This window comes from Nostocoides sp., from assembly GCF_035343835.1.
Taxonomy (GTDB): Bacteria; Actinomycetota; Actinomycetes; order Actinomycetales; family Dermatophilaceae; genus Nostocoides_A; species Nostocoides_A vanveenii.
In genome coordinates, this window is record NZ_DAOQZV010000089.1 from 1 (window position 1) to 11669 (window position 11669).

Annotated in this window: 10 protein-coding genes, 1 tRNA gene and 1 pseudogene; 3 read left to right on the top strand and 9 right to left on the bottom strand. The window is 67.1% G+C overall.

Translation table 11 applies throughout. From position 1 onward, the window contains the following. Nucleotides 1-249: 249 nt before the first annotated feature. The 3 genes from PKH97_RS08150 to aroQ form a co-directional block, all read right to left on the bottom strand. On the bottom strand, nt 250-1749 hold the full coding sequence (locus PKH97_RS08150; protein WP_324386910.1) for an LCP family protein: 1500 nt from the start codon (nt 1747-1749) through the stop codon (nt 250-252). A gap of 148 nt (nt 1750-1897) precedes the next feature. Continuing rightward, the gene (locus PKH97_RS08155) at nt 1898-2101 is read right to left on the bottom strand and encodes a cold-shock protein (RefSeq protein WP_324386911.1); all 204 of its coding nucleotides are present in this window, start codon (nt 2099-2101) and stop codon (nt 1898-1900) included. Between the two features lie 362 nt (nt 2102-2463). After that, on the bottom strand, nt 2464-2904 hold the full coding sequence (gene aroQ, locus PKH97_RS08160) for a type II 3-dehydroquinate dehydratase (protein WP_324386912.1): 441 nt from the start codon (nt 2902-2904) through the stop codon (nt 2464-2466). Nucleotides 2905-3060: 156 nt separating this feature from the next. On the opposite strand from aroQ, the gene PKH97_RS08165 reads away from it, so the two are divergent. Next, nucleotides 3061-4392, top strand: coding sequence for a hypothetical protein (locus PKH97_RS08165; RefSeq protein ID WP_324386913.1), 1332 nt, complete (start codon nt 3061-3063; stop codon nt 4390-4392). A gap of 123 nt (nt 4393-4515) precedes the next feature. Here PKH97_RS08165 and PKH97_RS08170 read toward each other — a convergent pair whose 3' ends face one another. Next, nucleotides 4516-4806 carry a hypothetical protein gene (locus PKH97_RS08170; RefSeq protein WP_324386914.1) on the bottom strand — a complete coding sequence of 97 codons (291 nt, stop codon included), beginning with the start codon at nt 4804-4806 and terminating at the stop codon, nt 4516-4518. 375 nt (nt 4807-5181) lie between these two features. Next, nucleotides 5182-5268 (bottom strand) — tRNA-Ser (locus tag PKH97_RS08175). A gap of 163 nt (nt 5269-5431) precedes the next feature. On the opposite strand from PKH97_RS08175, the gene PKH97_RS08180 reads away from it, so the two are divergent. Continuing rightward, a complete protein-coding gene (locus PKH97_RS08180; RefSeq protein WP_324386915.1) occupies nt 5432-5770 on the top strand; it encodes a protoporphyrinogen oxidase in 339 nt (112 codons plus the stop codon). A gap of 106 nt (nt 5771-5876) precedes the next feature. Here the strand turns inward: PKH97_RS08180 and cysE are convergent, their stop codons facing one another. Both cysE and cysK read right to left on the bottom strand, forming a co-directional pair. Beyond that, nucleotides 5877-6494 (bottom strand): serine O-acetyltransferase, encoded by a 618-nt coding sequence (gene cysE / locus PKH97_RS08185; RefSeq protein WP_324386919.1) that lies wholly within the window; start codon nt 6492-6494, stop codon nt 5877-5879. A gap of 61 nt (nt 6495-6555) precedes the next feature. Next, entirely contained in the window at nt 6556-7485 is a 930-nt protein-coding gene (gene cysK / locus PKH97_RS08190) for a cysteine synthase A (RefSeq protein WP_324386916.1), read from the bottom strand. 328 nt (nt 7486-7813) lie between these two features. Between cysK and PKH97_RS08195 the strand changes: the two genes are divergently transcribed. After that, the gene (locus tag PKH97_RS08195) at nt 7814-10003 is read left to right on the top strand and encodes a (Fe-S)-binding protein (RefSeq protein WP_324386917.1); all 2190 of its coding nucleotides are present in this window, start codon (nt 7814-7816) and stop codon (nt 10001-10003) included. Here the strand turns inward: PKH97_RS08195 and PKH97_RS08200 are convergent. Continuing rightward, nucleotides 9984-11306: pseudogene (locus PKH97_RS08200) on the bottom strand (3-hydroxyisobutyryl-CoA hydrolase). The gene PKH97_RS08195 and the pseudogene PKH97_RS08200 sit on opposite strands and share 20 nt — an antisense overlap. Beyond that, on the bottom strand, nt 11303-11669 hold a 367-nt coding region (locus PKH97_RS08205; RefSeq protein WP_324386918.1), incomplete at its 5' end, for a helix-turn-helix transcriptional regulator. The gene PKH97_RS08205 and the pseudogene PKH97_RS08200, both read right to left, overlap by 4 nt.

Genomic DNA, 11669 nt, shown 5'->3' on the forward strand with positions numbered 1-11669 from the left:
GGAGGCATATGCCCCTGCGCACCAAGACTTTGGGCTGGATCTGATGCGCTGCCGTGCAGGCCCGGACGGAAGCCTCCACAACGCTCCGGTGACCTTCGACACTCGCGAAGACGGGGAACACATTGACAGCGCTGATCAACGTCGACGGGGCCCGCGAGACCCTCGACATGCTCGCCACCGCCGCCTACTTGCTGCCCGAGGAAGGTTCGGCCGCCCCCGCCAGGTGAGGGCACGGCATACCGGCCGGGGTCAACTGCAGATGTCGGCGTCGGCCTTGCGGGTCTCAAGCCCGTCGGTTGCGCTCGGTCCGGCGGAGACGGTCATCGGCGGCAGTGGGTCGGAGCCCAAGCGGTTCGGGACGGCAACCGGATTCGCGGCACCTGGGCCGAGCCGGACGACGACCGTCTCGCCGACTGCGGCGTCCACCTTCAGCGTCGAGCCCGGGAAAGCCGCGGCGACGGTGCGGGCAGCATCCTTGTGCCCGGGCGCATACGCGATGACGGTGCCGGTGATATCGCCGGTCGTGCCATTGGTGTACCCCGCGAGCCGGAATCCCTGGACGGCGAGCGCGGCGCCCGCCTGCAACGCCAGCCCCTCGACGCCGGAGTCATTGCTGATGCGCACGTCGATCTTGTCGGGAGCGACCGTGAGCGGCTCCGGAGTGGACGACGAGGTGACCGTCGGCTTCGTGCCGGCGCCGGGCAGGGGCTGATCGGCTCGGATGGCACTCCAGATCTTGGCGGCACTGGCGCGCCATTCGACGCGGTTGGTGTCCTTGGGATAGACCTGGGTCGGCACGGTCACGAACTCGATCTTGTCGACGCCGAGATTACGGACGGAGTTGGCGAGCGAGGTCATGGTCCCGAAACCCATCTCCGGGTCGGTCGTAATCGATTTGGTGGCCGCGTTGAGGAAGCCGTAGAGCTTGTCGGGGCGTAGCAGGAGCCCCTTGCTTGTCGCCTCCTGAGCCACCGAGGATAAGAAGGCCTGCTGCCGCTTGATCCGGTTCAGATCGCTGCCGTCGTTGACGGTCTTGCGCACGCGGACATAACCGAGGGCTTGTTTGCCGTCAAGGATGTGGTGGCCGGCAGCGAGCGTGAACTGAGCGTCCTTGTCGGCGATGTCTGAGGTCGTGCAGACGGGTACCCCGCCCAGCGCGTCGACCATCTGTTGGAAGCCCCGGAAGTCGATGACGACATAGTGGTCGACAAAGATCCCGGTCAGGCCCTCGAGGGTCTTGATGGTGCACCCCGGTCCGCCGAGATTGAAGTTGTAGTTCCACTGCCGGATCTCGCCATTGGCGACCGTGGAGTTGGGGTCCGAGCAGGTCTTGGGGGCCATCGTCATCGAGTCACGTGGGATCGAGACGACCAAGACGCGATCGCGGTCAGCCGAGACGTGCACCAGGAGGTTGGTGTCGGAGTGCGCCCCACCCTCGACGGTGTCCTTGCCGTAGGCGTCGGTGCCGATGCCCGTCCGGGTGTCGGAGCCCATCACCAGAATGTTGACGGCTGTGTGGGCTCCGGCCGACGAGGCGGTTGTGGTGGGCCGGACGCCGAGCATGCGGGAGACGTCAATGCGGGTGATATTGCTGTTGAACTTCGCGTAGGCCGCAATCGCCAACACCAGGGCGACGACGACGAAGGATCCGATGACCCCATAGAGGACATGGCGGCGGTGCGCCCAGCGGCTCGGGCGCTCTCCTGCCGTGGCCAGTGCCGTATGCCGGCCGGCCTTTTCCCTGGTCACGTCGCGGTTCGCTCCCTCGTGCGCCTCATTGCGAGCGCAGTCTAGAAGCATACGGCGAGAACGCAGTAGGCCCCTCCGACGGATCGGAGGGGCCTACTTTGGGATGTGCGTTGTCAGCTCCGGGTCCCAGTCCCGGCGCGGACTCGTCTCAGACGGCGCGAACGCGGTCGGCCTGCGGGCCCTTGGGGCCCTGGGTGACCTCGAACTCGACGCGCTGCGCCTCGTCCAAGGACCGGTAGCCGTTGCTGTCGATGGCCGAGTAGTGAACGAACACATCCGGGCCGCCGCCGTCCTGGGCGATGAAGCCATAGCCCTTTTCGGCGTTGAACCACTTGACGGTGCCCTGTGCCATTTGGGTAAATCTTCCTTCTTTGGATACCGATGGAGATCCGCAACTCACGGATGCCCAGGTGCCGTGGCCCTCCACGCTGGGCAAAACCCCCCAACCGAACGCGCCAGACGGAATCGTTCGACCGGACTTGCGAGAAAACTCGGTGCAACCGCGGGGAACGCTAGCACGGTTGCGACGGGTGTGCGCGTTATCACGTAGTCGCTCACACTCCCCATGGATGAGGAGAGGCTGAACCTACTCGTGAGTCACGATTAGAGGGGTGTCGGTAGCTCCGAAACCCGTTGCCTGGCAACGGATTAGCAACCTTCAACTACCCCTCGGTAACCTGATTCTTCAGCAGCGAATGTCCACGCCTTGGACACTCAGTTGGGGGCGAACCGATCGGCGATGGCCTCGATCGCGAACTCATAGCCCCGCGCTCCGAGACCGGCGATCACCCCCAAGGCGATCGGCGCGACATACGACAAATGCCTGAAGTTCTCCCGAGCGTGCACATTGGAAATATGAACTTCCACAATGGGGCCAGTGACGGTGGCCAAGGCGTCCCGCAAGGCGATCGACGTGTGCGTATAGGCCCCGAGATTGACGACGAATCCGGCCGCCTCTCGATAGTGATGAATGATGTCGATGAGGGCGCCTTCATGATTGCTTTGCGCGAACTCGATGTCGAAGCCGCGAGCACCCGCAGCGGCGACGCAGCGACGCTCGACGTCGGCAAGGGTGTCGGCGCCGTAGAACTGCGGTTCGCGCTGGCCGAGCAAGTTGAGGTTCGGCCCGTTGAGGACGACGATCGTGGCGCTCACCGGGCCAGTATGCCGCGCCGCCGGAAGGCTTTTACTGGTTACCCCGGTTAGGGATGGTAAAGGGGGCGGTACCGCGCCCGCTTTGCCTCCCCTACTGATCGGCAACTATCAGCTGTTCGGGATGCGCGATCCGCGGCGCTGGCCCACCATTAAGGCATGAGAGCACGTCAAAGCCTCGCCCTGGGATCGGCAATCGCGGCTGGCATCACGGGGGCCTCGGCCGCGCCGAGCCTCGCGGCGCCTCCGGTGGTGACCGTCAACGGACTCGATCCCGGGCCCGGAATCACGGGCTCCACCTATACCTTCTCCGGCAGCTTCCGATCCGCGGCGGCGATCAAGGACGTCCGCATCGTGCTGTGCCGGGTGCCGACGCCTTCGTCGCCAATGTGCACGGACTATCTGACGAGCACTGGCGGGACGTATGGCTCGGCGTGGTCGGCGCTCGGCGCGACCATCGCGACGAACGACTTGCGCAGCGGAACGTACCGGCTGCCCGTCAGCGGTTTGCGCAACGGCAACTATCTCCTGGCGGCCTATGGCTCGGATGCCACCACGGACAAGGGTCCCCGCGCCTATCTGCGGTTCACGGCTAAAGTCGCCGCCGTCGCTGAGCAGCGCTTCGTCACGATTTTGTGGGGCAAGTCGATGTGGCAGCCTGCCGCAGACCCGAACTGCACCGACACCGCCGGCTCGCGCACCCTTGGCCAGAACGCGGTCGACCTACGCTCTCGCGGGTTGTTCGGCGTGGGCGGCGTCGTCGTCAACCGCACTCCCGAGAGCGGGTTGACGTGTTACGTCGGCGGGAGCGCCGCGAGCCTGCAGCCGTCGTGGACCGAACTGGCCCGGTTGCGCGACGTCTTCGGCTGGCGATTTGTGTCCCAGGGCATGAACTACACCGACATGACCACGCTGAAAACCGATGCCGAACGCTTCGCCGAGAGCGCGGCGACCTTGCCGGCTTTCGTGGCACACGGGCATACGCGCGCGTGGGGCGCCTTCAACTATCCCAACAACCGCCAGGACCTGCCCGCCCAGCGCGTGGTGACGAAGTCGTTCGCCTTCGGGCGGGTATACTCGGGCGGGGTGAACACGCGGGCGAGCGTGTCCACCTTCCCGTATGCCATGAGCACGAACTCAGTCAACGGTGGCCGGTGCAACAACCCGCGCCTGCCGTGCTACAGCATGTCGGTCGATGCAAACCGGCGCACGACGTCGGTCGATGAACTCAAGCAGGTGCTGCACCCGGCCGCACAGGGCTGGGGCGTCGTGCAGTACTACCGGATTGTCGAGCGCTCGCGCGGCCGGATCGGGGACACTTTCGCCTGGAACTGCTCACCGAAAGACTGGCGTGATCGCTGGACGAGCCTGCCGGAGTTGACGTGCCGCGAGTCGATGCTCGAGGCCCTGGACGGCCGCGATCGCGGCGCGACCGCTGCCGACCCCTCCATGGTGGCCGAAGCCTGGAATCTGCGGCCCTGGGGTCGGTGACGCGGTCCGGATACCAATCGCGACGCCGCCGGCGAGGGCGAGCGCCTGCGGGCTTGACGGTCGCCGGAGATGCCGTGGCCATCAAGGACGCGTGGCGTCCCTCGATGCCGGCTTGCCGGCTGCTCACTTGTGGTTAACCGTAAGAGTCTCCGTGCTATACCCGCAGTTCTTGGCTACGCCGATGGCAGTGGGCTTCGCGACGAACTTGAGCGACCCGGTAAAGGTGGTGACGTTGGCGCCGGCCTTGATGGGCGTGATCGTCGTGGTCTCGGTGTAGGTGTAGGCATTGGCAACCTGAGTGCCATTGTGGAGGAAACAGGCGCCGAGATAGGTCTTGGTCCCCTTATACGAGTTGAGGGTCGGCGAGAGCAGGTTCTTGACAACGACACCGTCGCCCCGTGTTCGAATCGACATCGTGGGGCAGGCTCCGCTCGCGCACGGTGGCACAAACTTGAACGGGCGCACCATGTGGTCCCGACCGGCTCACCGTTGGTGCTTTGTGTCACCTTCCCAGTGACATCGAAGGTGCCGCTCAGACGTCCGAGCGCAGGACTGTCCGCGTGGGCGGCCGCGACGGCCGAGGAGCAGAGCAGACCGACTGCGGTGACCGTGACCGCAAGGTGTCGACGGGACATCGGATTCCTCCTGTGGAGAGTTGGGTGCCACGAGTTCGCGTGTCCACAGGTTTGCGGGTCAGGCTTACATCCGGATTAACCTCGGTTCACCGCCATCGCGAGTTCAACTGTCGGACGGCGTGGTGGGTCCTACGGCCACCGCCAACGAAGCGAGCGGAGGGCGTGGGATTCGAACCCACGATGACGTTGCCGCCATAGCGGTTTTCAAGACCGCCGCACTAGGCCACTATGCGAGCCCTCCCGTGGTGCCGATCGCGACCGGCGCGGGCATACGTTAGCGCGGCGACCTTCATTGCGCCCACTCCAGCCGTTCGCTCGGGGCCAAGACGAGCCTAGGCGCAAGTAGGGTCGGAACCTGACCGTTGATGGCGGGCGAGCCGTCCGCCTCGAAAGGAGCACCAACCATGTCGAAGCTTTCCTTCCTGGCCGGAGCCGCAGCCGGCTATGTCCTGGGTGCGCGAGCCGGCACGCAGCGATACGAGCAGATCAAAACCCAGGCCACAAAGCTTTGGTCGAGTGACCCCGTCCAGACCAAGGTGGCCCAGGCAACGGAAGCGGCCAAGACCAAGGCCGCCCCCTTCGTCGCCGATGCCGTCAGCGACGCCGCGAAGACGACGGCCCAGAAGCTTCGGGATGTCCGGGGCGGGGACGATGAGCACCTGCCCGCGACCCTGCACCGCGGAACCGACGGCAAACTTCACGCCGAGCACAACTTCGGGCCGGGACCGGGCAAGCTGCCCTGAGCCGCCTCATACGCATGGCAAACCCCTTGTCTGCGCGGGAAGTGTTCCCATGCAGACAAGGGGTTTGTGGCATCGGGCGAGAAGGCTGAGCCCCCCGCACAGATCCTCAGATGAACAGGGCGGGATCGCGAAAGAGGGCGTCGTAAGGGTCCTCGTCCGGAGCCTTGGGGAAGCGATAGACGGCCGGCACTCCCGTGGCGATGGCGCCCGCGGGGACGTCCTTGACGACGACGGAGTTCGCCCCGATCTGGGCGTCGTCGCCGACGTACACCGGGCCGAGGATCTTGGCCCCGGCACCAACAGTCACTCGGTTGCCGAGGGTGGGGTGGCGCTTGACGCGCTCCATGGACCGGCCGCCGAGGGTGACCTGGTGGTAGAGCATGACGTCGTCCCCGACCTCCGCCGTCTCGCCGATGACGACGCCCATCCCATGATCGATGAAGAAGCGGCGGCCCAGCGTCGCCCCGGGGTGGATCTCGACGCCGGTCACCGCGCGCGAGACATAGGCGATCAGCCGAGCCAGTGGCCGGGCCGCCCGGGTGCCCCACAGCGCGTGGGACACCCGGTGCAGCCAGATCGCGTGTAGGCCCGCGGAGGTGAAGAGCACGACCCACCGCGAGGTTGCCGCCGGGTCGCGGTGCATGGCGGCATCGAGGTCCTCACGGATGCCCGCGCGGGCACGCGCGAGCACCGAGCGGTGACCGGCAACAGGGCCGACGAGCATGCGACTCACCAGGTTTCGGGTCAGGGACATTGCCGTATGCCGCCCACGCGGCACCCGTGCGTCAGTCCAGTAGGTCGGAGAAGAGGATGGTGGACAGGTAGCGCTCACCGAAGCTGGGAATGATCACGACGATCGTCTTGCCGGCGTTCTCGGGGCGGTTCGCGACCTCGTTCGCCGCGGCAAGAGCCGCACCGGATGAGATGCCGACGAGCAGGCCCTCCTCCTTGGCCGCGCGGCGCGCCCATTCGACGGCCGTGTCGGCGTTGATGTCGATGACCTCGTCATAGATCGAGGTGTCGAGGATCTCGGGCACGAAGTTCGCGCCGAGGCCCTGGATCTTGTGCGGGCCGGGCTGGCCACCGTTGAGGATCGGCGACTCGGCCGGCTCGACCGCGATGATCTGGACGCCGGGCTTGCGCTCCTTGAGCACCTGGCCGACGCCGGTGATGGTGCCGCCGGTGCCGATGCCCGAGACGAGGATGTCGACGCCGCCGTCGGTGTCGCGCCAGATCTCCTCGGCCGTGGTCTTGCGGTGGATCGCGGGGTTGGCCTCGTTGGCAAACTGGCGGGCCAGGATCGCCCCGTCGCGCTCGGCGACGATCTCGTCGGCGCGGTTGACGGCACCCTTCATGCCCTCGGAGCCCGGGGTCAGGATGAGCTCGGCGCCATACGCCCGAAGCAGCGCCCGGCGCTCCTTGCTCATCGTCTCGGGCATGGTCAGCACGACGTTGTAGCCACGGGCGGCGCCGACCATGGCGAGCGCGATGCCGGTGTTGCCGGAGGTCGCCTCGACGATGGTGCCGCCGGGCTTGAGGGCGCCGGACGCCTCGGCCGCGTCGATGATCGAGACACCGATCCGGTCCTTGACGGAGTTGGCGGGGTTGTAGAACTCCAGCTTTGCGGCCACCGTCGCCGGGCTGTCGATGATCCGGTTGATCCGCACGAGCGGGGTGTTGCCGATGAGCTTGGTGACGTCGTCGTAGATGGGCACTGCGTGAACTCCGTATGAGTCGTGCGACCGAGCGGCCGCGGTGAGTGGATCGCTTTCGCTCGCCAACATTACCTAACGCGGATTTATGCCAACAACAACATCTCGTTATGTATGCCGCAACCCCGCCGGGTACGCAGGCGAGGCCGCGGCATACGTAAGCGGGCCCCTGGACCTGCGCCGGAAGGGAGGTGGCCGACGCCACTCTTGAGTCTGGTCACAGCGGGAGGCCACGGCATACGGCCCTGCGTAGACTGCCGAAAGACCCCCCTCGGCGTCCGCCGGCGGGGCCGTGAATGCTCGGCGGTCGCCGGGCAGGTTGGAGTCGATCGTGCGAGTCGTGCTCGTCCTGGGCCTACTGCTGAACCTGATCGCGTTGCCGATCGCGATCCGGCGCGTCATCTTCCTGACCCGCCTGATCACCCACGGCCAGCCAGCCCCGGACCGCCTGCACACCGCTGGCGACCGGATTGCGACCGCCGCGAAGAGCGAGTTGACGGAAGTCTTCGGCCAGCGTCGCCTGTTGAAGTGGACCGCGCCGGGCATGGCGCACTTCACGATCTTCTGGGCGTTCATGATCCTCTCGACGGTCTACATCGAGGCGTATGGCGCGCTGTTCAAGTCCGACTTCGAGATCCCGATCATCGGCCACTGGCGCATCCTCGGGTTCGCGCAGGACACCATCGCCCTGATCGCCCTGGGTGGCCTGACCGTCTTCGGCATCATTCGCTGGTCCAACTCGCCGGCCAAGCTGGGCCGTCAATCCCGCTTCAAGGGCAGCCACAACACCGGCGCCTGGCTGGTGCTCTTCTTGATCCTCATGGTCATCGCGACGATGTTCCTGTATCGCGGTGCGGCCAGTGCCCTGGGGAACTACACCAACGAGGGCGCGTATGCCTCGCAAGCCCTGGGCCGGTGGATGAGTGGCTGGGGCACCAACACCCTCGAATTCCTCGAAGGCCTCGGGCTGCTATTGCACATCGGCGTGATGCTCGGCTTCCTCATCGAGGTCGTCCACTCCAAGCATCTGCACATCTTCGCCGGCCCCATCAATGTCGCCTTCAAGCGCACGCCGATCGCCCTGGGCGCCGCTCAGCCGCTCATGGTGGCGGGCAAGCCGGTGACCATGGAGGACCTGGAGGAGATGGAGGAGGAGCCGACCCTCGGCGTCGGCAAGGTCGAGGACTTCACCTGGAAAGGCCTCCTCGACTTCGCCACCTGCACCGAGTGCGGACGCTGCCAGAGTCAGTGCCCCGCCTGGAACACCGAGAAGCCGCTCTCGCCGAAGCTGCTCATCATGGGCCTGCGCGACCACGCCTATGCCAAGGGCCCGTGGCTCCTGGCGGCCGACGAGGCGGCCCGAGAGAACTTGCCCGATGCGGCCAAGGCCGCGGCCGAGCGCCCGCTCGTCGGCGAGACTGAGGGGGAGGCGTATGCCCCGACCGGCGGCGCGGTCATCGACCCCGACGTCCTGTGGTCCTGCGTGACCTGCGGCGCGTGCGTCCAGCAGTGCCCGGTCGACATCGAGCACGTCGACCACATCATCGAGATGCGCCGCTACCAAACTCTCGTCGAGAGCGCCTTCCCCAACGAACTGGCCGGACTCTTCCGCAATATGGAGAACAAGGGCGACCCGTGGGGCATGGGCGCGCGCGCCCGTTTGGACTGGGCCAAGGACCTGCCCTTCGAGGTGCCCGTCCTCGGCGCCGACGTCGAGGACGCGGGCGAGGTCGACTACCTCTTCTGGGTCGGGTGCGCCGGTGCCTTCGAGGACCGCGCGAAGAAGACGACGCGTGCGGTAGCCGAGCTGCTGCATACGGCAGGAGTGAGCTTCGCCGTCCTCGGCGACGGCGAGAAGTGCACGGGCGACTCGGCCCGGCGCGCCGGCAACGAGTTCCTCTATCAGATGCTCGCCACCGAAAACATCGAGGTCCTGAACGAGATGCAGGCGAGGAAGATCGTCGTCACCTGCGCGCACTGTTTCAACACGATCAAGAACGAATACCCGCAGATGGGCGGCAGGTACGAAGTGCTGCACCACACCCAACTGCTCAACCGCCTCGTGCGCGAGCGCAAGCTGGTCCCGGTCGCGCGACCCTCCGAAGCGCCCGGCCTGTCCACCGCGAAGAACCCCGCCTCGACGGCATCGACGGTGACCTATCACGACCCGTGCTATCTCGGACGGCACAACCAGGTGTATGCCCCGCCACGCGAGCTGATCGGTGCGCTGCCGGGAGTGACCCTGACCGAGATGCCCCGCAACTCCGAGCGCTCCTTCTGCTGCGGCGCCGGTGGCTCGCGGATGTGGATGGAGGAGAACCTCGGCAGCCGGATCAACGTCAACCGCACCAATGAGGCGCTCGGCACGGGCGCCCAGCGGATCGCGGTCGCCTGCCCCTTCTGCCGGGTGATGCTCACCGACGGCCTGGTCGAGCGGCAGTCCGAGGGCCTATTCGAGGACGTCGAGGTCGTCGACATCGCCCAGATGCTGCTGGCCGCGGTCAAGCGCGGCGAGGAGTAGGCCCCACCGCAGAGCGCCTGCGAGCTAGGCACGGCCGGCCGCGTTCGTTCAGTCGGACGGACGTCGCGCGGTCGGTATTCGCCCAGCTGACTTGCCCACTCGACGGGGCCGGGGTATGCACTCGAGGAGATTCCCGGCTGGCCCTCGCGTCGAGTGCACAGCTCAGGGCGTCGAGTGCACATTGCTTTGGCCGGCAGCCCCTCGTGTGCGGGGGGTACGGGCAGTTCACAGGGGTGGGGATGTCCAGGCGGGGCATGGTGTCCTTGTCGATCAGGACGGCGCGGATACCTTCGACGAAGTCGGCGCTCACGGTCAGTTCACGGGCGAGCATCGTGTCGGCGGCGAGGGTGCAGGCCAGGCCGGGCTCGGTAGCGGCGGCACGCACGGGGGCGAGGCTCGCGCATACGGCCTGCGGTCAGCGAGCGGCGATGGTGGCTGCGCACGCGCGTGCGGCCGGGGCCGTATGCCGTCGCAGTCGTTCCATGATCTCGTGGGGGTCGTCGCCGGCGAAACACTCGTCAATCCACTCGCGCTCGGCGAGCAGGGGCGCCGAGACGTCTGCGGCGGGCGGCGGCACGGCCGCGGTGGCCGTCGGTTGCGTGGGGGTGTCCGCCTCAATGGACCAGACCAGGCGGTCGGCGAAGCCGAGGGCGAGGGCGTCGGCCGCCCAGAAGGTCGCGCCGGTCAGAGCGAGGTAGGTGCCCAACTCGCCCGGGGCTCGCGCGAAGAGGCGGCTGGAGCCGGCGTCGGTGAAGAAGCCGATCTTGGTTTCGGGCATCGCAAGCCGCGCGTCCGGAGTGATCCGGCGATCCTGCGCGACGGCGGCCAGGCCCAATCCGCCGCCCATGATCACGCCGTCCATGAGGACCGACACCGGCTTGGGGTAGCTCCCGACCAGCCCGATCAGGGCATACTCGCGTGCCCAGAAGTCGCCGGCCGCGACCGGGTCGCCGGCGAGCACCAGGTCCCGGACGGCCCGGACGTCGGCCCCGGCGCTGAAGGCGCGTGTGCCCGCACCCCGAAGACTCACCGCCCCGACGGTGTCGTCGTCGCGCCAGTCCAGCAACTGCGCCATCAGGTCATCGACGAGGTCGGCGGTGATGGCGTTTAGCGCGTGTGGCCGGTCGAGCACGACATGCCCCACTCCCCCGGCAATGGCGAAGCGCACGGAGTCTCCGCCCCCGTGCCGCGTCCAGAAGGCGGCATCGGGCAGCGCAAGGGAAACCCCTTGATCGCCTGGGAAGTCTTCCGTTGCGCACAAGGGGTTGTTGGCATCGGGCGGGAAAGCTGGCCCGTCGCTCATGCCTCGTCCGCCATCAGGGCCGCCAGCTTGGAGCGTGAGGGGATGTCCAGGCGGCGATAGATCTGAGCCAGGTGATTGTCGACCGTGCGCGGCGAGAGATAGAGCCGCTCGGCAATCTCCTTGCTGGTCAGGCCGGCCCCCACGAGTTCCGCAACGGCACGCTGGGCCTTGGTCAACTGCGCGACCGGGCTCGGCGCTGACCGGCGATCGGCGGTGTCCTCCAACCGCCCGGCGGCGTCCGCGCCCTCCGGGGAGAGTTGATCATTCACCACCCACGAGCGGACCGGGAGCACCGGCGGCAGCAAGCTCAGGTCGAGTCCCGGGCGAGGATGGGCGACCGCGCCGCGCGCGGCGCGCAGGGTG

Coding starts and splice junctions, on each gene's coding strand:
- PKH97_RS08155 (WP_324386911.1), bottom strand. CDS start 2,101: ATGGCACAGGGCACCGTCAAGTGGTTCAACGCCGAAAAGGGCTATGGC.
- PKH97_RS08180 (WP_324386915.1), top strand. CDS start 5,432: ATGTCGAAGCTTTCCTTCCTGGCCGGAGCCGCAGCCGGCTATGTCCTG.
- cysE (WP_324386919.1), bottom strand. CDS start 6,494: ATGCTCGTCGGCCCTGTTGCCGGTCACCGCTCGGTGCTCGCGCGTGCC.
- PKH97_RS08170 (WP_324386914.1), bottom strand. CDS start 4,806: ATGTCGATTCGAACACGGGGCGACGGTGTCGTTGTCAAGAACCTGCTC.
- PKH97_RS08165 (WP_324386913.1), top strand. CDS start 3,061: ATGAGAGCACGTCAAAGCCTCGCCCTGGGATCGGCAATCGCGGCTGGC.